The 21,404-nt window shown below is 52.8% G+C and carries 18 protein-coding genes, 1 tRNA gene and 1 pseudogene; 4 read left to right on the plus strand and 16 right to left on the minus strand.

Annotation, left to right across the window (positions count from 1 at the left end; translation table 11 throughout):
- Nucleotides 1-22: 22 nt before the first annotated feature.
- From SIB74_RS00650 to SIB74_RS00665, 4 genes are all read right to left on the minus strand, one after another.
- Nucleotides 23-301, minus strand: a complete 279-nt coding sequence (locus tag SIB74_RS00650) for a hypothetical protein (protein ID WP_063395216.1) — start codon at nucleotides 299-301, stop codon at nucleotides 23-25.
- Between the two features lie 351 nt (nucleotides 302-652).
- On the minus strand, nucleotides 653-2,611 hold the full coding sequence (locus SIB74_RS00655) for an ABC-F family ATP-binding cassette domain-containing protein (protein ID WP_063395214.1): 1,959 nt from the start codon (nucleotides 2,609-2,611) through the stop codon (nucleotides 653-655).
- Nucleotides 2,608-3,282 carry a DUF2301 domain-containing membrane protein gene (locus SIB74_RS00660; RefSeq protein ID WP_063395213.1) on the minus strand — a complete coding sequence of 225 codons (675 nt, stop codon included), beginning with the start codon at nucleotides 3,280-3,282 and terminating at the stop codon, nucleotides 2,608-2,610. The genes SIB74_RS00655 and SIB74_RS00660 overlap by 4 nt, the downstream gene beginning before the upstream one ends.
- Nucleotides 3,279-4,271 (minus strand): glutathione S-transferase C-terminal domain-containing protein, encoded by a 993-nt coding sequence (locus SIB74_RS00665; RefSeq protein WP_063395301.1) that lies wholly within the window; start codon nucleotides 4,269-4,271, stop codon nucleotides 3,279-3,281. The genes SIB74_RS00660 and SIB74_RS00665 overlap by 4 nt, the downstream gene beginning before the upstream one ends.
- A 55-nt stretch (nucleotides 4,272-4,326) precedes the next feature.
- Here SIB74_RS00665 and SIB74_RS00670 point away from each other — a divergent pair, with 55 nt between their 5' ends.
- The gene (locus SIB74_RS00670) at nucleotides 4,327-5,241 is read left to right on the plus strand and encodes an aspartoacylase (protein ID WP_063395302.1); all 915 of its coding nucleotides are present in this window, start codon (nucleotides 4,327-4,329) and stop codon (nucleotides 5,239-5,241) included.
- On the opposite strand, the gene SIB74_RS00675 is transcribed toward SIB74_RS00670, so the two are convergent.
- The 3 genes from SIB74_RS00675 to SIB74_RS00685 all read right to left on the minus strand — a co-directional run bounded on the left by SIB74_RS00675 (nucleotide 5,238) and on the right by SIB74_RS00685 (nucleotide 6,494).
- A complete protein-coding gene (locus SIB74_RS00675) occupies nucleotides 5,238-5,612 on the minus strand; it encodes a hypothetical protein (protein ID WP_063395212.1) in 375 nt (124 codons plus the stop codon). The genes SIB74_RS00670 and SIB74_RS00675 overlap by 4 nt on opposite strands.
- Nucleotides 5,613-5,684: 72 nt before the next feature.
- On the minus strand, nucleotides 5,685-6,071 hold the full coding sequence (locus SIB74_RS00680; RefSeq protein WP_063395211.1) for a hypothetical protein: 387 nt from the start codon (nucleotides 6,069-6,071) through the stop codon (nucleotides 5,685-5,687).
- An 81-nt stretch (nucleotides 6,072-6,152) separates the two neighbouring features.
- Nucleotides 6,153-6,494, minus strand: coding sequence for a hypothetical protein (locus SIB74_RS00685; RefSeq protein WP_063395210.1), 342 nt, complete (start codon nucleotides 6,492-6,494; stop codon nucleotides 6,153-6,155).
- A 368-nt stretch (nucleotides 6,495-6,862) separates the two neighbouring features.
- Here SIB74_RS00685 and psbA point away from each other — a divergent pair, with 368 nt between their 5' ends.
- The gene (gene psbA / locus SIB74_RS00690; protein ID WP_011129798.1) at nucleotides 6,863-7,939 is read left to right on the plus strand and encodes a photosystem II q(b) protein; all 1,077 of its coding nucleotides are present in this window, start codon (nucleotides 6,863-6,865) and stop codon (nucleotides 7,937-7,939) included.
- Between the two features lie 195 nt (nucleotides 7,940-8,134).
- On the opposite strand, the gene SIB74_RS00695 is transcribed toward psbA, so the two are convergent.
- Together SIB74_RS00695 and SIB74_RS00700 are read right to left on the minus strand one after the other, a co-directional pair.
- Entirely contained in the window at nucleotides 8,135-9,322 is a 1,188-nt protein-coding gene (locus tag SIB74_RS00695) for a DUF389 domain-containing protein (RefSeq protein WP_063396371.1), read from the minus strand.
- 1,472 nt (nucleotides 9,323-10,794) lie between these two features.
- A tRNA-Thr gene (locus SIB74_RS00700) sits at nucleotides 10,795-10,866 on the minus strand.
- 138 nt (nucleotides 10,867-11,004) lie between these two features.
- Here SIB74_RS00700 and SIB74_RS00705 point away from each other — a divergent pair.
- Nucleotides 11,005-11,169, plus strand: coding sequence for a photosystem II assembly family protein (locus SIB74_RS00705; protein WP_369818040.1), 165 nt, complete (start codon nucleotides 11,005-11,007; stop codon nucleotides 11,167-11,169).
- 33 nt (nucleotides 11,170-11,202) lie between these two features.
- Here the strand turns inward: SIB74_RS00705 and SIB74_RS00710 are convergent.
- From SIB74_RS00710 to rimP, 5 genes and pseudogenes are all read right to left on the minus strand, one after another.
- Nucleotides 11,203-11,760 (minus strand): annotated as a pseudogene (locus SIB74_RS00710) (low-complexity tail membrane protein); the annotation flags it as partial.
- 25 nt (nucleotides 11,761-11,785) lie between these two features.
- Nucleotides 11,786-15,178, minus strand: a complete 3,393-nt coding sequence (infB, locus tag SIB74_RS00715) for a translation initiation factor IF-2 (protein ID WP_063396369.1) — start codon at nucleotides 15,176-15,178, stop codon at nucleotides 11,786-11,788.
- A 63-nt stretch (nucleotides 15,179-15,241) separates the two neighbouring features.
- Nucleotides 15,242-15,520, minus strand: coding sequence for a YlxR family protein (locus SIB74_RS00720; RefSeq protein WP_011130895.1), 279 nt, complete (start codon nucleotides 15,518-15,520; stop codon nucleotides 15,242-15,244).
- Complete coding sequence (gene nusA, locus SIB74_RS00725) at nucleotides 15,517-16,971, minus strand: transcription termination factor NusA (protein ID WP_063396368.1); 1,455 nt, start codon at nucleotides 16,969-16,971, stop codon at nucleotides 15,517-15,519. Before nusA ends, SIB74_RS00720 begins: the two co-directional genes overlap by 4 nt.
- Nucleotides 16,972-17,024: 53 nt before the next feature.
- Nucleotides 17,025-17,489, minus strand: a complete 465-nt coding sequence (gene rimP / locus SIB74_RS00730; protein WP_063396367.1) for a ribosome maturation factor RimP — start codon at nucleotides 17,487-17,489, stop codon at nucleotides 17,025-17,027.
- A gap of 267 nt (nucleotides 17,490-17,756) precedes the next feature.
- Here rimP and SIB74_RS00735 point away from each other — a divergent pair, with 267 nt between their 5' ends.
- Nucleotides 17,757-18,860, plus strand: a complete 1,104-nt coding sequence (locus SIB74_RS00735) for a mechanosensitive ion channel family protein (RefSeq protein WP_231906102.1) — start codon at nucleotides 17,757-17,759, stop codon at nucleotides 18,858-18,860.
- 42 nt (nucleotides 18,861-18,902) lie between these two features.
- Here SIB74_RS00735 and SIB74_RS00740 read toward each other — a convergent pair whose 3' ends face one another.
- Together SIB74_RS00740 and SIB74_RS00745 are read right to left on the minus strand one after the other, a co-directional pair.
- Entirely contained in the window at nucleotides 18,903-19,376 is a 474-nt protein-coding gene (locus SIB74_RS00740; protein ID WP_063396365.1) for a hypothetical protein, read from the minus strand.
- Nucleotides 19,377-19,820: 444 nt separating this feature from the next.
- On the minus strand, nucleotides 19,821-21,368 hold the full coding sequence (locus SIB74_RS00745; protein ID WP_063396364.1) for a DUF1254 domain-containing protein: 1,548 nt from the start codon (nucleotides 21,366-21,368) through the stop codon (nucleotides 19,821-19,823).
- Nucleotides 21,369-21,404: the final 36 nt, after the last annotated feature.

Genomic DNA, 21,404 nt, shown 5'->3' on the forward strand with positions numbered 1-21,404 from the left:
CTGCGCCGGCCTCTGTCCACTATCACAACATAAGCACTTTGGTCGGTTGCGCCATGGGGGGAGGCCTGACTTGGTTTCCGTTACAACACCATTGCCAAGGTTTTTCATCATTGGCTCCCAGTTGATTAGGCAGATTGAGGCTGATGGCATGGTACGGATCAGAGACCGGCAGGATCGCTATTTCATCGATCAGCAGGAAAGGATGTTCTGGATGAACGGGCCAGAAACGTTTTGCGAGCTCTCTGCAAAGAGGCAATAGCGCAGTGGCCTCAGCTTCGCGGATGTATTGGAGTGGAATCAATGCGCTTCTTCTGGCTTTGTCAGTTAAAGCTTTGGGTCCATTTTGAAGCCTGCGAGGCTTCCAATCAAAACCTTGTGGATTGGTCGCAAGATCTATATCTGAGAAGGATGGGGGAACAGATGGCCCAGCATTGTTCTGTAGATGATTGCCGCCCAACTGCCATGAATTTGGCTGAGGTTGAGGGATTACTGGTAAAACTTGTTTCCTGGATCAGTGCCTTAGAGATGTCTCCCTCTGATCCATAGAAGGCAACCAGTTGGCAGTGTTGTGATACTCCGACTAACTCAGTCTTGTTCGCAAGGACATTAGATGATGTAGAATTGCTCCATACATATAGATGTCAGCGCACTTTTATATTGCCAGTTCGCTGAGTTCGAGCCAGCGCTCCTCTGCTCTGTGCAATGTTTCGACCAGCTCGGCCAATTGTTGACTAAGCAGAGTTAAGTCTTCGTCGCCACCGGACAAAGCAGCTTCAAGGTTAGAACGCTTGGCTTCAAGCAGTGGGATATCAATGTTTAGAGCTTCTAGTTCACGTGATTCCTTGAAGCTTCGGCGTCTTGGTTTGCTGGTTTCTGTGGCTTGGGGTGAAGAGCTTTCTGCCTCTTGAGAGGATCTTGTGGATATTCTAGATGGGCCAGAATCCTGCAAAAGTCTGCTGGATTTGGGCTCATTTGCTTCGTTGAAGTCTCGCTCTTGTCGTCGTTGTTGTTCAAGGAAGGCGCTGTAATTGCCCTCAAAACGTTTCAATTTTCCATTCTCAAAGTTGAACAGACGATCAACTGTGCGATCAAGGAAATAGCGGTCATGAGAGACCACGACAACGCAGCCGCGGAAATCCTCAAGGAAATCTTCCAGCACGCTTAGTGTCTGGATATCTAGGTCGTTGGTGGGTTCATCAAGCAGCAGCACATTCGGTGCTTGGATCAGCATCCGGCAGAGTGTGAGTCGGCGTCGTTCTCCCCCAGAGAGCTTCCCCAGTGGGCTGTGCTGCTGAGCCGGTGGAAATAGGAAGCGTTCCAGTAGTTGAGAGGCCGTAATTTGTTCTTCTCCCAGAATGATTTGAGAGGCAGCTTCTTCGACAAAATCGATCACTTTGCGATCCAGGCCCTTGCCTTTGGTGATGTCTTCGGTGTGCTGGTCGAGATATCCCAGGTGCACTGTTTCACCTAATCGCAGTGTTCCACCATTGGGTTGGCGTCTGCCTGCAATTAAATCAAGCAATGTGGATTTGCCACTGCCATTGGGGCCGATGATGCCAACGCGGTCTTCTGGACTAAAGCTGTAGGTGAAGTTGTCTAGAAGCAGAGGACTGTCGGGCTTGCCATTGGCGGTGACTTGCAGGGCTTCCGCCTCAATCACTAGCTTGCCGATACGCCTGCTTACGTTCGCCATCTTCAAGGAACCCCGCAGTTGCGGCAATGGTTCGGCGCGCATCTCCTCAATTCGCTGCAGGCGTGCCTTCTGCTTGGTACTGCGTGCTTTGGGACCCTGTCGCAACCAGGCCAGCTCTCGTCTTAAAACCCCTTTGAACTTGTGAGCAGTGGAAGCTTCTGAAGCTTCAAGTTCGGCCTTTTGTTGTAGAAAAGTGCTGTAGTTGCCGGCATAGTTGTGGGCTTTGCCTCGGTCTACTTCCACCATGCGGCGTGTCACCCGATCGAGCACGTAGCGATCGTGGGTGACAAGCACCAAAGCACCTGGAAAGCGATCGAGCCAACTTTGTAGCCACTCCACTGCTGCCGCATCGAGATGGTTGGTGGGCTCATCGAGCAGCAAAACGTCGGGTCTGGCGACCAAGGCGGAGGCAAGGCCGACGCGCTTGCGATACCCACCAGAGAGTTCTTCAACCGGCCGCTCTAGATCGGTGATACCAAGACGTTGAAGGACCTCTTGACATTGCTGTTCCAAGCTCCAGGCTTGAGCGTCATCCATCCGCTGGCTGACTTGTCCTAACTCAGCCAAAAGCGTTGCATCGTTGGGGTTGCGGGCCATCGAATTGCTGAGCTCGTTGAAACGCAGCAGCAGCTCTCTCTTTTCACCGCACCCGGCCAAGACTTCTTGCAGCACCGTATGGCCAGGGTTTACAGCGCTCTCTTGGCCCACGAGCTCTACGCGTAATCGCGCTGAGCACCTCCTTTCACCCTCTCCGAGGGGTTCTTCTCCGGCGAGCACCTTCAGGAGCGTCGATTTCCCGGCTCCATTCGGTCCGATCAGCCCTAGACGTTCTCTTTCGTTGATGTGCAGGGTGAGGTCGGCAAACAGGGTGTTGATGCCGAAGTCTTTTGAGGCCTCTATCAGGCTGATCAGGCTCACAGAGCTTCGTTAGCTTGCTGATTACTGAGGTAAGCAAACACACTCTTGTCACCGACGTCAGCAGCGGCATCCATGCCGAACTTTCGCAGCGCTAACACCAGCAGCAGCAGAGCGGCAGAGCCCAGTAATCCCATCACGATTGAGCCACTCATTAACCCGCTGAGATGACCCAATAGGGCTATTGGGATGAGCAGGGTGAGACCAATTGCCTCTGGTCGGCCGAAGCAGAAGAATTCTTTGAATCCAACCCCAGTGAGTGCTGCAAACAAAGGGCCGATCGCCCAGGTCCAAGCAGGCTGTGCGGCCACTGTTGAGAGCATCGTGTCAGGACCGATACTCCATGCCATCACGACGGCACCTAGGCAGCCCAAGGCCCATAACAACTTCAGTGCCTGGTGTAGTGGGCGGAGGTAGATGTGAATCCAATTCAGAGCTAAGCCCAGGCCGATTGACATCGGTAGTAGCCATAGCCATGCCCATGTTGGCCCAAGCATCAGCCACTGTCCTAGTCCTGCTGTGAAGGCCACACCGCAGAGCAGTAAAGCAAGGCGGTAGCGCTGCACTTCCAATTCGTCAGTGCTGGTGATCCTGTAGCGGCCATAAACACCCTCAAACTCTTTCTCTGCCATAGCGGCGATGTTTGAATTCAAGGATTGTGTGTTGTCGGTCATCGCTGATCAGGGGCTGATGCATTTACCAGTTTGGCCAGATCAGGACCGGCCGGAACAATATTGCTCGGATGTAGGGGGAAGAGTGCGCCGAAATAGTCCTGACGCCAGGCCTGCGAATCACAGGTTTTGGCTACACCTGGGAGGGCCAGAAGCCTTTGGCGCCAATGCCAGAGATGAGGGAAGGCCCAAAGGGGCTGTTGACTGCAGCCAAACAGTGGTGCATAGACCATCTCCCAGCGGATCAAGGTCGGGAACAGCCTCACGTCAGCCAGGGTGAGTTGGTCTCCACAAAGCCATGGACCCTTCTTGGAGAGGCTGCGGTCCACTTGCGCAAGGGTGTCGAATAGTTCGTTACAGGCCTTGTCGTAAGCCGCTTGGTTGCGTGCAAAACCACATCGATAGACACCATCGTTAACAGCGGGCTGAAGAAGCTTTTGCCAGCCATTGATCTCGCCTTGAAGATGGGAGGGGGCTAGGTCGGGAGCATCTTTAGCCGCCGGCCAAAGGTTCAAAACTTCCACGAGTTGGGCACTTTCGTTACCGAGTAGCTGCGGTGATTGGGATGTCATGGTGCCTGGATCGACCAGGGCCGGAACAGTGGCGCGATGGCTGGGTGGGGAGCCGCAGCGTTGGTAAAGGGCAAGTAGAGAATTGCAGCCCAACCAGGCTGGATCTAATTGCCAACGGCCGGCCTTGTGGTCGGCGCGTGCCAGGTGCAGGGTGAGGCTGCTCTGAAGGTTGCGCAGTTGAAGCACCAGCCAGGTGCGATGTGCCCAAGGACAGCTACGCCCAATGATGAGGCGTGGATATTGGTCTGCTGATCTGTTGCTCAGCTCTTGCTCTGCGGGCAATGTTGCTTGCTGATGCTGGCTGGGGGGGCGCCGATAGTTCCCCTTGGCATCTGTTGGAGCAAGACCGTTCATTAATTGAATCCATTGCCAGTGCCAGCCCATTCGGGCGGCGGCAACGATTGCGGGGGGGATCGACATGGTTGTTCCCTTTGCAGCCATTTTCGGTCAGGCTGAGGATTGCGATCGAATCTTGATGTCTGGCCTTCAGGTGCTTCTGGTGGCGGGTACTCATGGCAATGAAATCAACGCTCCCTGGCTTCTCGATCAATGGTCTCAGACCCCTGAGCTGATCAACACCCATGGTGTTGGTGTGGTGCCGGTGATCGGCAATCCAGAGGCTTTTGCGTTGGGCCGGCGTTATTTGGATTGCGATCTCAACCGCAGCTTTCGGCTCGACTTGCTCAGATCCCCCAGCATCTTGGATCGAGAGGTTGTTCGTGCAAAGCAGCTGCTTAGTTTTTTTGGTCCAGAGGGATCAACCCCTTGCCAGATCGTTATTGATTTGCACAGCACCACTTCAGCAATGGGAAGCACTCTTGTGGTTTATGGCCGACGGCCGGCTGACCTGGCTTTAGCCGCATTGATTCAGGCTCGCTTGGGTTTGCCTATCTATTTGCATGATGGGGATGATGACCAGCAGGGGTTTTTGGTGGAGCGCTGGCCCTGTGGCTTAGTGATTGAAATCGGTCCTGTTCCCCAGGGCCTGTTGAAGGCCTGCATCATTGAACAGACACGACTTGCTGTTCAGGCCTGTCTCGAGGCTCTGAGCAGCATTTCATCTGGATCGCCGACCTACCCAGATCAGTTTGTGGTGCACTCTCATCTGGGCAGTTTGGACCTGCCTCGTGATGCCTTGGGCCAGCCTGCTGCATGTGTGCATCCATATCTTCAGGGCCGTGATTGGCAGCCTCTGCAGATGGGTGCCCCCTTGTTTCTCCGGCCAGATGGAGAGGTGTTCAGATTTGAAGGACGAGATTCTCCTATCCCCGTTTTTATCAACGAGGCGGCCTACGTTGAAAAGCACATCGCCATGAGCCTGACCTGTCGAGAGGTCTGCCCCCTGCCTGAGCAATGGCAAGGGGCCCTGCAGCAGTTAGTCGACTGTTAACGAGGGGGGCCGTTGTAAATGATCTGATTGACAGACCTTCCGTCTGGGGCAATCTGAATGACGGTTTCTGTGGTCGGTTCATTGCCATATTCCGACCAGCCTGGGGCCCCACCTAAGAAGCTATAGGTGTAGCCATTGATGGTGTTTCTGATCAGGCAATCGTTACCACCATTGCTCGTGGCAAACATGCAAGGCGCCGGTTGGTAAACCGAAAGACCGCCGTTTTCTTTGACCGCGGTGCCACGGGCCAGGTTGAGGGCGCGGATCTGGGAGGAAGGAAGCTGGTCTTGGGCGTGGGTCGGTGTCGCTAGATCTGTCAAGCAGGCAGTTCCACTAAGGGCTATGACGAGTGAGATTGTGCGAAGAGACATCGCTTTGCTCGAAGGCTCAACCCATCTAATAGGAAGAATGCGTCGCTTGGTCTGTGCAAAAACCGAAGGTTTTTATGGTTGGCGAGGGTGACGCAATGGGCCGTTGTAGGGGACAGAGAGGATGCGATCACCATCACGAGAGATGATCACCTCGGTTTCAAGGGTTGGCTCTGCTGGGATGAGCTGTTGCCATCCTGGAGCCCCCCCTCGGAATTGAAATCGGAACCCTTCATTGGTTGTTGAGACAAGACATTCTTCGGCTCCGGTGACATACATGCACTGATCGGATCGATAGGCACCCAGGCCGCCATTGAGCAATTCGGCGCGCATTCGCGCCAGGTTTGCGGCTCTTGGTTGGGCTAGCGGCAGGCTGTTCTGTGCATGGGATAGGCCAGATGACCCGACGACGATCACGGCAGCGGCAAGAGGGGCAGCAGCCCTTAATCGGGAGGAAAACATCTCATCATCTGCATGTTGTTTCCTAAACCATTCAAAGGTTTGTCAGTGTTGGTTTAGTGGTGTGATCGGTTGTGCCTGAAATCAGCCACATGCCCATTGAATCCGCGTCGATTGTTCTTTTGTGCAAAGGAGATCGCTGTCACTGCCGTCGGCCCAGTAAACCCTGAGGCGGCCATCAGTTGATTCCATGCGAAAGGTGAGTGACTTGACCGGCCCGGCGGGGGTCTTGCTGTTGGTGTCGGTAGCGGAGGGGGTCGTTTGCCCTATTCGATGCTCGAGCTGATCGAGCCTCAGTTCAAGACGATTGATTGTTTCAGCTTGGTTTGTCGTCCATGAGGGCTGATTTTTTCGACATCCTGTGATGGCTATTAGTCCAGCCACCATCATGAGGGTGGAAAAAAGAGCAGGCGCAATTCTCGGCATGCAATTAGGAGTGGTGAACCACTCCTAGTGGGTTCAGCTTGCCTGCGCCAGGCTTTGGCTCCAGTTGATGAGCTCACCTTGAGCCTCATGCCTGTTGCGTCGAGGATGCACCATGGAGATTGGCACAATCTCTTCAAGGCGACGCTTTGCCTGCTTGGCAGCGGATCAGAGCCAAGAGCTGCTGCAGGGATCCATGGCCAAAAAAACTTAAGTTTTCCTGGTATTTTTTCTGGTGGATACCAAGGACTACATCTTTTCCAGCGCAATCCATTTACAGATTGCGCAATGTTCCTTTACAATGGGATCTGGCAGGTTTTGCCTGCGTTTTATAGCTGTCCCTTCGGGGGCTCTTTTTCTTACTTAACTCAATGACCACCACCATTCGCAGTGGTCGCCTCAGTGGCTGGGAGTCCTTCTGCAATTGGGTCACCTCCACCAATAACCGCATTTATGTGGGTTGGTTCGGTGTCCTGATGGTTCCCACGCTGTTGGCAGCTGCCATCTGCTTCACCATTGCTTTTATTGCGGCACCGCCGGTTGATATCGACGGTATCCGTGAGCCAGTTGCTGGCTCTTTCCTCTACGGCAATAACATCATTTCTGGTGCTGTTGTTCCTTCCAGCAACGCCATCGGCCTGCACTTTTATCCCATTTGGGAAGCTGCTTCTGTTGATGAGTGGCTTTACAACGGCGGTCCATACCAGCTTGTTGTGTTCCACTTCCTGATCGGCATCTGTTGCTGGTTGGGTCGCCAATGGGAACTCTCCTATCGCTTGGGCATGCGCCCTTGGATCTGTGTGGCCTACAGCGCACCGCTGTCGGCAGCCTTTGCTGTGTTCCTGATCTATCCAGTAGGTCAGGGTTCCTTCTCGGATGGCATGCCTTTAGGCATCTCTGGAACCTTCAACTTCATGTTGGTGTTCCAGGCAGAGCACAACATCCTCATGCATCCCTTCCACATGATTGGTGTGGCAGGCATGTTTGGCGGCAGTTTGTTCTCCGCCATGCACGGTTCACTGGTGACCTCATCGTTGATTCGTGAAACCACCGAAACCGAGTCTCAGAACTACGGCTATAAGTTCGGCCAAGAGGAAGAGACCTACAACATCGTGGCTGCCCACGGTTATTTCGGTCGTCTGATCTTCCAGTACGCCAGCTTCAATAACAGCCGCAGTTTGCACTTCTTCCTGGCCGCCTGGCCGGTGATCTGCATCTGGATCACCTCACTGGGTATTAGCACCATGGCCTTCAACTTGAACGGCTTTAACTTCAACCAGTCGGTTCTCGATGCCCAAGGCAGAGTTGTACCAACCTGGGCTGATGTGCTCAACCGCAGCAACCTCGGTATGGAAGTGATGCACGAGCGTAATGCTCATAACTTCCCTCTCGACCTGGCAGCTGCTGAGTCCACACCTGTGGCTCTGATTGCTCCTGCGATTGGCTGATCTGATCATCTCCAATACAAGGTTTGGCAGCAGCTGAACCTGAAAGCCCCCTCCTTAGAGGGGGCTTTTTTTATGATTGTTCTGTTGTATCAGCTCAGATCAGTTAACTCAGGGAGCTGCTGAAATAATCAAAACAACAATGTTCGCATCAGGTTTAAAGTCAAAGTCAAAGTCAAATTCTTAGGTCTTAAGTCTTCAGGGAGTCTTGGCTTCCGCTGGTTGAGTTGTCGCTTCATGAGTTCTTTGTTGCATATTTTTTTGCTCCTGATCTATACCTAGTTCTTGTCTTGGAAACTGTTCTTCTGTGTCTTTAATGGTATTTGTGGTGACTTCTGGAGTGGGATCTTTGATCAGTTTCCCTTCTTTCCCTGTGATCAGATTGGGTTCCTCTTGAGGACCTTCTACAACAACAACGCGTTGAACAATGAGTTGGTAATCCAGCTCTTGGCGTTTGTTGATTTCTTTCTGTACAGCTGAGACCTGCTTGAGGCTGGGCTGTGCAGGATTGGTGACCAGTACCAAAAGAAGAATCTCTGGTGGGTTCTTGTCCCAGGAGATCTCAAGTTGTGCCACTTTTGCCTTCGCCTCCTTGCCACCGAAGGTCAGGGTCTCTCGCTCCAGGAAGGTCTTAATCGTGCGTTGAATCTCGTCGCGCGTCTCCTCCCTATCCTTTTCGCCAACAAGGCTCACAAACTGTTTGGTTAGGGGGATCAGCAGTAGTGCTGTTAGGCCAAACGTCACTAAAAATTTGGCCGCGCTGAGATTGTTTTCTCGCAGTCGCTGAAGAAAGGAGGGCTCTTTCCAGGCCATCATCACAAGCCCACCGCTAAGAATGCCGAGCAGGTTGGTAGCGAATAGCAATCCGGCCCCAAAGGCATCGGCCCAGTTTTGATCAGAAATTAATAGACCCATCACACAGACCGGTGGAACGAGAGCCACGGCAATGGCTGTGCCTGCGAGGGAACTCACGGCGTCTCTGCGCAACTTTGCGTATATGGCCATTGCACCTGCGACTAAGGCGATGCCTAGATCGAGCAGGTTTGGACTCGTGCGGTCCATGACTTCCGAACCCAATTTGGGGAGGTTCGCGACTTCTCCCAGCAAGGCGGAGAGCAAGATGGTAATGAACACTCCTACGAAGAGGCTTAGGAGGGCATCCATCAACAGTCTTATGTCGCCAATTAAAACGGCGAAGGCACTTGCTCGTAGGGGCTCGATCCATGGGGCGACAACCATCGCTCCAATCACCACTGCAGCACTGTTGGCCTGCAGGCCCAAGGTGGCAATCATGCTGGCGCCGATCGTCAGGACGACAAACACTTCATCGAGCTGGGCGTCCTTTTTGTAACTGTCGTGCATTCTCTTCAAGCGAGTGGATTCCATGCCTCTAATGACCTCGCCTAGGTGAACTTCTAGTTTGTTGGACTATTGTCCTAGATGTTTATAGCTGTAATTGGAGGAGATCTTGTAACACTTATGCAGAATACTGGATTGGATTAACTTCTATGGCAAGGATTAATTATTGCCTTTGAATTGACAGCTATAACAAATCAAGCTTAACAAAATTTGCTCAGAACTTGTCTTTGAGGCTGTTCATCCTCTCGAAAGTGTTGAGTCGTATGATGTTCAATAAAGAATGGTGCATTTTTTAGTGAAGCTTGGAAATTTCTTATGCCTATGGTCGGCCTAGGTTTGCGAGAATGCGATGATGTAAATGGCCGCTTTTTGATAGTATTAAAGATGAGTACAGGCTATTAGCCTTGTTAGGCTAATTTCGGAAGATTTATGACTTAATGCAAGAGATTGCTATTGGGGCAGTTGAACTCTCTTTGCTGTTGCTCGCTGGGCTTGTTTAGGCATGCAAAGGCCACTAGTGGAGGGCAGGCCTGCTTAATGAGCAGCAAAAACAATGCATTTCCAGAGGATTGTGAGGCCAATGCCTGCTTTTGCCAGCAGGGGTGATCTCCTGATATGTGATCAATCTCACAATTGCGTTTGACTCAGAAAAATGCTTAGTCGGCAGATATGGAAGAGATTGTTTGCAGCGATTAGAGTCACACCATGCAAAAGATGAAGCAATCCACTGAGCTTTGCAAAGGAATGACTGCTGTTTTGGTAGCGACAGTCATTGGTGCTTCAACAGCGATCTTGTTGGATTCAGTGATTACATAAACTGGAACTGCTTTAATGGCTTTGAGGCAGAATCATGTCAGTAAAGTTTTGCTCAAGAGCTAGGCTCAATAGCTCTGCTAAGCAGTTCAGAAATCTGGTTTTAATTTAATTTCCTTCCTTCGATCAGCAATGATCTTTTGGAAGATCTGTTGAATCTTCATAGGGACCTTTGTTGATCTGCTTTGATTTGTGGTGCATTCTAGATCGATAGCCTGGGCCGAGCAGAAGTCGTATGCGGCTATTTTTGGTTTCTTTTAGAAAAGTGTTTACTGAACCTCTTTGCATAATTCTAGATTTCTTCTCGTATTTAACCTTTTAGGCCATTGTTAAGTGCAGCAACATATGAGGCTTACCCTTTGCGCTCTCCTTTAGTGATCAGCTTGCTAAGGTTTAGGCGATGCAAATCTTGGTTGACTCTTTAGGAATAGTGCCATACTTGCTTAAAGCTTTTCTAGGCTAGATGAAGGATTTGAAGGTATTCTCTCTAGTAGATCAGCGACGATTTAGCTAATTTAGGCTCAGATACGTTAAAAGCTGGCTGCTGATTGAGGAGTAATCAGGCCTAAACATGCCTTTTTTAGTATTTTGCTCATTGTTGGCTTTTGTCTATAGGGATCGGATATACCTTTGGGTTTTAAAAGGCATGTTGCTCCCAGTTCTCTGAGAAAGATTGCAAAGAGTGATGCCGGTGACGGGAATTGAACCTGCGACCTACTGATTACGAATCAGTTGCTCTACCCCTGAGCTACACCGGCAGTGAGCGGAACTTAACATTCAAGCATTGCGCTTTTGAACTGTTGGGTGATTCTTCTGGTCCTGGCTCAAAGTTGGATCCTGAGCTAAGAGAACGACTGATCAAAGAGTCACTCAGCCCTTGGCGGGGTTTCCGGCGGGTGTTCTGGTTCGCTTTCTTCGCTTCCGCCTGTATCGGTCTGTTGACGATGGGCTTGCGTGCCTCCTCCGGGAGCATTGTTCCCCTCTCCGATGTCTCCATTCAGATCGGAGCGCTTCTCCTTACTGGTGGGTTGCTTTGGATTGATCGTCGTCGCGGGACTTGAAGATGTTGTTAGGAGTGCCGGCATGGTGAGCAGACTCAACCCCAGGCAAAGTCGTTCATGCTGAAGTTGTTCTTCGCTTAGAGAGGGGGCCTGGGCAAGTTCCTGGTCGGAGCGGGTTAGAAGCCAGAGGCTTTGGGTGAGCTGTTGCCACTGCCAAAGAACGAGAGCAAGTAGGGGGACTGCTGTAAGCAGTGTGACAAGTCGAGAGCTGCCTTGTAATGGCGAGAGGTCCATCACCAAAATGGACGATTGATCGATCCACCAGAACATCGCGAGTAGGGCTGTTGATCCAACCAAGAGGCTCAACCGAGGGATCAAGCTCTGCTGAAGACCACTGAGCTGACGCTGGGCCTCTGAGCGTTGACTCAGTGGGCGCCGCAGTAGCAGTAGTGATCCCCAGTCGGCAGGGCGTTTCCAGAGGACGAGGGTTGGCGTTAACACCGCTACAGCCCAGGTGAGTAGACGTTCGAAGACTGGAACAGGCCCCAAATCTGCCCCTGCTAAAACCAGTCTCAGTAAAAGTAATTCTATCGGGATCGCCCCAATAGCGATGAGCTGAAGCCAGAGCAGTGGTTCGCGTTGGGCAATCACAACAAGTTGTAGGCGGGGCGAAACCTCATGAGCTACTCAGCGTGCGTCGCTTGGTCACTAGTTTGTGAGCTTCAATGATGTCGCGTTCTTCCCAGTTAGCAAAGCGATCACAGCCGATGCCGCACTCGAATCCTGTGGCCACCTCCTTGACGTCGTCTTTATTACGGCGTAGGGAGTCGAGATCGCCTTCGAATACCACCTGTTTGGCACGCCGTACGCGCACTCTGCAGTTGCGCTGCAGCTTGCCTGTGGTGATGTAACAGCCCGCCACGGCGCTCTTGCCGATGGTAAAGACGGCACGCACTTCTGCTTCTCCAAGCGATTCTTCCACCAGCTCTGGCTCTAGTAGACCTTCCATAGCCATCTGGATGTCTTCCAAAAGCTTGTAGATCACGTCGTAATCACGAACGTCTACACCCGTGGCATCCGCGGCCCGCTTGGCTCCAGAGGCCATGGATGTGTTAAAGCCCACAATCACAGCCCCGGATGCAGCCGCAAGATCCACATCAGTTTCGGTGATTTCACCCGGCGCGGAGAGCAGCACGCGAACCTGTACCTCATCCTTCGGCAATTGTTCCAAGGATCCCAGGATGGCTTCCACACTGCCCTGAACGTCGGCTTTGAGAATCAGGTTGAGTTCCTTGAGTTCGCCATCGCTTGCTTGGCCAGACATGGCTGCGAGGGACACCCTCCTTGAGGCCATCTGTTGGGCCAGCCTGGTGGCACGGGCATCGGAGGCGCGTTCTCCCACAACGGCTCTTGCTGACTTCTCATCTGGGTAGACCTCAAATTCATCTCCGGCTGTTGGCACTTCGCTGAAGCCGAGTGCCTCTACGGCACCAGACGGACCAGCTTGCTTGAGTCGGGCTCCGCTGTCGTCGACCATGGCTCGCACCTTGCCAAGCACTGGGCCGGCGGCGAGCACATCTCCGGTTTTGAGGGTGCCGTTCTGGATTAGCAATGTGGCAACAGGCCCTTTGGCCTTGTCGAGGTGAGCCTCGATAACGGTGCCTTTGGCCAGACGGTCAGGGTTGGCCTGTAAATCCTCAACTTCGGTGACCAGCAGAATCATCTCGAGAAGCTTGTCGATGTTCTCGCCCTTGATGGCACTTACGGGAACCATCACCACATCACCTCCCCACTCTTCGGAGAGCAGGTTCTGATCAGAAAGTTCCTGCTTGACCCGTTCTGGAGAGGCTCCCTCCTTGTCCGTTTTGTTGATCGCCACAATGATCGGAACCTTGGCAGCGCGTGCGTGGCTGATGGCCTCCAGGGTTTGAGGGCGTACACCATCGTCAGCAGCAACCACTAGTACTGCTATGTCCGTGACCTTGGTGCCGCGGGCGCGCATGGCAGTGAAAGCCTGGTGGCCTGGTGTGTCAAGGAATGTGATCTTGCGGGGCTGACCGCCATGATCAATCTCCACCTGATAGGCGCCGATGTGCTGGGTGATGCCTCCGGCTTCAACTGCGGCAACCCTGGCTTTGCGGATTGCATCCAGCAGGCTGGTTTTGCCGTGATCGACATGACCCATCACGGTCACCACAGGTGGACGGCGGATCAGGTGGGCTAGATCAGTCTCCTCAATCATCTCCGTTGTCTTTTTGGCTGCCTCCTCGATGTCGTCCTGAAGGACAGGTACCCCGAACTCCTCGGCCACTGCTTCGATCGTGGGAAGATCTAGTGACTGGGTGACTGTGGCGGTAATCCCTTTGAAGAAAAGGGATTTGATGATCTCAGAGCTTTCAATGCTGAGCATGTCTGCCAGTTCCTGCACTGTGAGGTTGGCCTCCGGAACAATCAGCATTTCTGGCCTGACCTGCTTCGCTTCGCGGGCTGCACGCAGCTCCATTGCCCGTCGGCGTTGCCTTTGTCGGGTGGTTTCTTTTTTGCGCTTGCGTAATGCCGCCACGGGTTTGGAGGCGGGCTTTTTCTGCGATTTTGGTTTGGCGGGCCGGGCCAGGCTGGCCGTCAGTACGACGGCCTGTTGTTCTCCTGCGTAGCCGCTTGTTTCTGCGGTGAGGGCATCATCATTTTCCCCAATGATGTGCACCTTCTGGCGCTGCTTCTGGGGAGACTTGTTGCGCAGGGCTTCAAGCTTGGCGCTGTCGTCCCACTCCGGTCTGCCTGGCCTCCTTGGGGCTCCGGCAGCAGGGGCTTGAGCGGGGCGGTGACCAGGTCTTTTGGGTGCTGTGGGTGAGGCAGGGCGTTCCACAGGTGGAGTGGCTCCCTCTGATCCTCCGCGGGTTCCGACGCTGGTTCCGTCCGGTCGTCGTGGCGGTGGTGTGCCAGGTCGACCGGTGGGCTTTTGAAGCTGCATCAGCTCTCCAGGTGCCACCGGTTTGCGCATGCCTGCAGGCATGCCTGGGCGGGTGGGGGCTCCTGGGCGGGTGGGGGCTCCTGGGCGGTTGTTGCTATCCCGTCCTGCGGAGCCAGCGTCGGATCGATCACGCCGAATGGGCTTGCCCACTAATTCGAGGGTGTTGCCAGCAGAACGAGGCTGTCCTGGTCTGGTTTTGCCTTGCCTTATGGGGGCGCCGGGGCGCTGGGGCGTGTTAGCGCGCTGATTTGGTCCGCCGATCGGTCGTGGACTAATTCCGGGTCGTTTTTTGTCAGGGCGTTGTCCCTCTGGCTCTGGTCGGCTCGAAGGGGCTACGACAGGACGCTTTGGTTTAGGGCGTCCCACCAGCTCTGGCTTTGGAGCTTTGCGATCAGATGGGATTGATGGCTTTGCCGGGGGTGCGCTGCGTCCTGGCGCTGCTGGCGATTGTGGCCTAGAGATGATTTTGGGACGAGGGGCTCCTCCACTACCGGTGGTTGCTTTACTCGAAGTAGACGTCTGACCGGCACGTGGGTCTTTGCTCCCAGTGCTTGGAGGTACGGGGGAGGAGGGTTTGTTTGCTGATCTTGGTGTAGGAGCGGTAGGTCGGCTGGGGGTTGCTGGACGACTGATAGGAGCGTTGACAGGACGAGCTGCTGTTTTTGGTGGCGAGCTTGTCGGGGTTGGAGTGGGGTTTACTGGGCGAGTCGGTGGAGCAGGATGAGCGACCGATTCCGTTGAGGGTCTTGCAGGGCTTGTTGGTGTGGGGTTTGCAGGCGCAGATGGCTTGACCTGGCTGATCTCTGAGCTGCTTGTAGCTTTTCGCATTGGTGGCGCAACGTCCTTAATGGCAGTGGGCGCTGCTTTTTTCACCGATAGAATTGTCTTTCCAGGTTCCGACTTGCTTGGTGGAGCTGAATTAGCAGCGGAGCCTTGGCGCAACAGGCCACGGATGCGCTTTGCTTCATCGTCACTGATGGAACTGCTATGGCTCTTGGCCGCAATTGAGAGTTTCTCAGCGGCATGGAGCACATCCTTGTTCTCAAGGCCTAGGTCCTTGGACAGCTCATAAATTCTGATTTTGCCGCTGCTGGTCATTAAAAGCTCCTGTCGGTCCGGGCACGAAGTGCCTCGGGGCTCCAAGCAAGTCGGGGCCATTGTTTATTTTGCCTCAGCGGCGGAATCAAAGGAGTGATTGAGCCGCTTTTGCAGCACCTCCACAACGCTATTGGGCACCTGGCAACGCAGGGCTTTCTGTAGACGTTTGCGGCGGAGTGCCTCCTCTAGGCAGGCCTCGTTTGGACAGAGATAGGCCGATCGACCCATCCCTTCATCGAGGACTACACCCTCCTGATGGTCGCGTATCACCCGCCAAAGCTGCTGGCGATCCAGCAGTTGGCGACAGGTCACGCAGCGACGCAGGACGGGGCGTTGGTTCACCGGGCTCTGTCCTCTTCCTCTACAGATTCTTCATTTGAGAGTTGTTCGCTTGAGGTGTCAGGTTGGCTGCTTAAGTCGTCAGGTTGGCCGTCGGCGTCGGATGCATTTTCGTCTTCAGCCATCGTCTTAGCAGGTTCTTCTTGGTCGTACTCTTCTTCATCTTCCGGTAGGGGGTAAAGCTCTCTTAGGCGTGCATCCTCTTCTGCTCGGGTGGCTTGTTCAGCAGCCAAACGGGCTTCGGCATCGCGTTGGAGAGCCTCTTCTTCCTCTCTCTGAGAAATCAGCTCGGCGACGGTGGTGTCCTCACTGGCCTGGTCATATTCCTGGGAGTTTTTGATGTCGATTTTCCATCCGGTTAGACGAGCTGCTAGGCGTACATTTTGTCCTTCTCGTCCGATGGCCAGGCTTAGTTGATCTGGTGGGACTAGGACGTGGGCATGCTGCCCTTCTGGATCCACCAGTCGCACCATCTCAACGCGAGCAGGGCTAAGGGAATTGGCAATGTATTGACCCGGGTCAGGTGACCAGCGGATCACATCGATTTTTTCGCCGCGTAGTTCATTAACCACTTGCTGAATGCGTGAGCCGCGGGCACCGATGCAGGCGCCGACAGGGTCCACTTCACGTTCAATGCTGTCAACTGCCACCTTGGTGCGTGGGCCCACGGAACGAGACGGAGGATTGGCTTCACGGGCTACGGCCACAATGCGCACTGAGCCTTCTTGGATTTCGGGCACCTCGTTCTCAAACAGGTAAACCACTAGTCCGGCGTTGGAGCGGCTAACGAACAACTGAGGCCCTCGTCGGGGCACTTCGCTGACTTCCTTCAGAAAGACTTTGAAGGTGGCGTTGGCGCGATAATTGTCGTTGGGGAGCTGGTCGCGGCGTGGGAGCTCGGCCTCCACTTCAGGGCGCCCAAGACCAGAACTCACGGCCATGATCACCGAATGACGTTCAAAACGGATCACACGAGCTGTGAGCACGGGATCTTCTAGATCGGCAAATTCCTCTTGAATCATGCGGCGCTGCTGGTCGCGTAGCTTTTGCGCCAGTACCTGCTTGGTTGTGGCGGCAGCCATCCGGCCGAAGTCTTCCTTCTCGGGGGTAACGTCGAGCACCACGGTGTCACCGATCTGGGCGTCTTCAGCGACTTGCATCACTTCTTGAAGAGCAATCTGGTGGTCTTCGCTCTCCACCTCTTCAACGATAATTTTGCTGGCCAGGACCCGATAACCTTCATCGTCCAGCTCTAGTCCAACATCGAAGTTGCTGAAATACTCTTCTTCGAAAGGGTCCTCACTGATACCTAGATAAAGAGTGCGTCGGTAGCGTTCATATCCTTTGAGGAGGGCCTCACGCAGGGCTGCTTCCACCACTTGGGCAGGGAGTTTCTTCTCCTCGCTGATGTCTTCGATCAGGTTGTTGAGGCCGGGGAGTAGAACGAGAGCCATCGACGATGGAAAGAGTGGAAAGGTGCTGAAGCTGAGCTGATCGTTAAGGTGATTTATCCCGTGGGGTTTGTAAGGCGAACGCAGGTCACAGCCTTACGTGGTATGCGTTGAATGCGTCCCTTGATGTTGATGTGCACATGTTCTTCGGATCGTTTGTGCAAGAGACCGGCTTGATGAAGGTCTGAATCGTGGTCGCGGAAGCTGATCTCCACAGGGAAGCCTCTGAAAGTTAGGAAGTCCTGATCACTGTGGAGCTGATCTCCGATCCCTGGGCTGCTGATTTCCAGAACATACGCTTCAGTAAAAAGTTGGGAAGCCTCCAGGGCTTCATCCATAGAAGCGCTGAAATGAGCACAGTCGTCGAGGGAGACATCACTGCCATCCTTGCGACGGATCTGCACCTGGATGGTCATAGGAATCAGATGGGTGAATACCTGTACACAGCAAAGTTTGTAGCCTTTTCCTGCAGCCGTCGCCGAGGCGAGGGTTTCCAGGTCCGGGAGCAGAGGATGAGGCAAATGCAGGGGGTAAGGTTGGGCTTCTGGCCCGACCGGCTTCAGAAGTGACCTGCCTCCCGAAGGAGGTACCCGCCAGGCATCAAGACAATCTAGGTGATGGCCTCTTCATGCTGTGTTCAACTGATGCAAAGAAGGCCGTCAAGCCATCGAGAATCTGGAGAATTCGCTAATCAGCGCCGGCCAGCCGTTTGGCAGCGATTGGCTTCGCAGAACTAACGCTTCGCAGACAATTCAAACCTGTGCGGATGCATCTTGCTTATGCCTCTGATGACACCCCTTCCCTTCAACCTTCAGGTGCCGATTGCCGGCCTTGTTTTGGCCATTGTCAGTTGGTTGTTGCTAGACACTTTTGGCAGGCGGTTCCGCTCAGGTTCGTTGCGGCGTGGATTGCTGCTCAGTAGCAGGCAAAGCATTTCTCTGAGTTGCGCACTTGTAGGAGTGATTTGTTGGCTGTTGGATTTGTTGGATCCGTCATTGATTCAATTCCCGCGTGATGGTGTTAAGGCGTTTGGAATTCTTGTGGTCATAGGTCTTTCATGGACGCTGCTGTCTTGGAAGAAGGAGCTCAAGCAAAACCAAGACAGTTATGCCACTCAGATGCTGCAGGACTTTGGTGAAAAAGACAGGCTGTTCCTATTCGATGTTGTTCAGAAGACCATCGGTATTGCAGCCATGGTCATTTTATGCCTGGAGGTGATGCATCTGATGGGCATTTCACCTGCTGTACTGGTTACCGCAGGTGGGGTTGGCGCCGTTGCATTGGGTTTCGGGGCCAAGGGGATTGTTTCGAATTCCTTAAGCGGCCTTAGCCTTTACATTAACCGTCCCTTTGTTGTAAGTGACTTCATCGATATTCCCTCCGAAAATCTTTCTGGGAATGTAGAACATATCGGTTGGTTTTATACCAAATTGCGCTCCTCTGATCGCCAGCCAGTGTACATACCAAACAACATCTTTACAAGTAAGCCGGTTGTTAATATTGCTGATATAGACAACCGCAGGATTTGGATTGAATTTGGTGTTAATTATGGCGATCGTAGAAAGATTGAGTCGATTGTGAGTGATCTTCAGCAGGTTTTAGTTAATCATTCAGATGTAGATCAGAGCAAGAAAATGGCCGTGAATTTCACCGGCTATGGTGATTCGAGTCTGAATCTACGCTTGGTCTGTTATTCCTCTAGTGGAAATCTAAGCGATGCTTGGGCCTTGCAGCAGAGGTTGCTTCTCAAGATTGGTGATGTGGTTGAAGTGCATGGTGCAGGCATGCCATTCCCCACCCGCACTTTGATTCATTCAGGCTCGAATCAAAAAACGCAAACGATGAACCCTCTGATAGGAATCAATCAAGAATCGGGAGAAGGTGCAACTTGACCCTCCCCGATTTTCTGGTCAATTTCTAATGGTTCAACTGGATTACCAGCAGCCTTGAACAGAAATTCGGTAGCTGAACCCTGTAGCACCTGGATCCTTTGCTGTTCCTACCTTGAAATTCACTTGACTCACCGCTTTACCAGGAATTGCTTGGATAGGACCAAACATTTTCCCGGTACCCATTGGCGGCCGCATGGATTCGTTGACAACTTGAAGGTTGCTGCCATCGCTGAACTTGAGGAAGGCCTGAATTGGGTAGCTGGCAGAATCGGTTGAATCTGCAGTGAAGAATAGTTTGTAATTGCGATAGGGCTGATTAACAGCAAAGTCTGTATTCCAGTTTGTGCGGCCAAAGGCACTTCCGATCAAACCCTTTGGACGCTCTACTCTCTTTTTGACGATCTTGTTGCCATCACCGCCAATAGGCATGAGGAATTCACATTTGGCGATGGCTGACTGAGGGGTAAGCACTGAGGCAATCACCAGGCCAACGACCACAAAGCGTGATTGATTCATAGGAAAGGACTATTCACATCCATAATGATGGCGGGATTGGAATTTTGCAGCGCAATTGTAATTCTAGTTAGCCCTGAGCACGTAGGTAAACACCAGTAGGTATCTGTGAAGCCTAGGGATTGCTGCAAGGGGCTCATGATTTGAGTCAATGGGTTGTTTAGGCAAGTCCATTAGTTTGCTTGCAATACTGAGCGTATAAATCAGTGCATAACCTGTTTTGACCGCTGGTGATGGTTAAGCCGCTGCGCGAGTCCCTCCGATGATTATCATTCGTGGCATGCTGATGCGATCTGAGCAGCTTTGCTCACGGTGCATGAAGATATTGGGGCCAAAGTTCAGTTCGCTTGATCAGTAACTTGCTAAGAATGATAACCACTACTATGCCCTATTCAAATCAACCTCGGTTGCCTGAACGATCAACGTTTTGGCAATCCGTCTTGGCAATCAGTTCATCTTTTTGATGGCTCCTAGCTTCCAGGTTTGATTGAACCAGGGATCAAGTGGACCATAGAGCCGCAGGATCCCGAACCAACCTTTACTGGGGATGGTTTTGATCCAGTTTGCCTTTTTCCCTTCGGGTGCTTTGGGCCCGAAGTAAAGATCTACGGAACCATCATCATTCACCAGCATGTCTTGGTTGCGTTTGTTGTTTTTGCTTGGATAAGGCGACTCCTTGCTTTGCAGCATCGAACGGGTCTGGGGGTCGTAAACCACAAACGACCAGAAGCGATTGGCGGGAGCATTAGCCGGAACTGTGAGTTTGTAGGTGTTGGCTCCATCGAGGTATGCACCGTTGCTGTCACGCGAGGAGAAGGCGTACTGAGATCCCACGCCAGGCAGCTCAAGCGCCATCGCCGGGGTATTCACTGTGGCGAGATAGAAGAAAAGGGTGCGTCCATCCATATCGCGCCCACCATTTCCCTTGTTCACGAGGTACTCGTGACTACCTCCGGGAAAGCCGGTTTGCCAGTAACCATCCCTACTTGGGTAGATGTAAGCCTTTGGATCCTGAGGAGAAAACAGGATCGAACGGGCAGTGGCATTCCCGATGGCTACAGCTTCAGTGAGCAGCGCTTTCTGCTCAGCATCCGGGGCAAAAGGTTTGCCTTTCTGAATGCCAATGGCTGACGCCATACCCAGCAGCTCTGGGGAGAACATCTCTGAAGGTTCACGCTGGATCACCTCATTGAGTTCCTCGTAAAACCTGAAATTATTGGCATGAATGGTATTCACCGTCCAGTCGGTAAGGTTCTTGAAATTGTTGGCTTGAGGGTTTGCCCGCATGGCATAGGGGTAAACCTTCAAGCCATTTTTGAAGCTGTCTCGTGCTGTATCAGTCTTGCCTTCCTCATCGAGAAAACCACGAAGAATCAACCAGTTGATGTAGCTGGGGGTCTTTGCTACAAAAAATCCATCGGTCGTCGCAGGAGCCTGTTGACCTGGCCCAAGAATCAGATATTTACCGCCCTTGCCCTTGTCGGGGCCGGGGCCTCCCATATCAACCACAAAGCGGAAGAAGGCATCATTCACTGTTCCCGGTCCGGTACCGGGTGGGACTTCCACCACGATCGGACCATCACTGAGATCGAGAAAAGTAGAGGCGTAAACCGTATCGGTATTACCAGTGAGCCAAAGAGACTTGGAACTCATCAGCTCATCAAAGATGCCGATGTCCTGATTTGGCTTCATGCCATAGCCATCACGATGCCCCACGTAGAGCATCTCTAGAGACGCTGCTGGCATGAAATTGAGGAATGTCTGCACACCACGGCCTAAATCAACCTGCCGGCGAGCAAGACTCATGGTTTCGTCATCAGGAAAACCATCGAAGTAATTAAATAATCCAAGCCTTGTTTTGACACGATCTGGAGTCAGAACATCCTCAGGGATTGGCGTGTTATATCCACTCGCTTTAAGATCTTGGGCTTGAACAGCCAGACAAGTATTGGCCAAAAGAAGAGCAGAGGCGAGAGAAGATTTAAAAAGTTTCATAGATTTAATTAGAAGAAATTAGTAAAATTAGGCTGG

Source organism: Prochlorococcus sp. MIT 1306 (assembly GCF_047304515.1).
Lineage (GTDB): Bacteria > Cyanobacteriota > Cyanobacteriia > PCC-6307 > Cyanobiaceae > Prochlorococcus > Prochlorococcus marinus_D.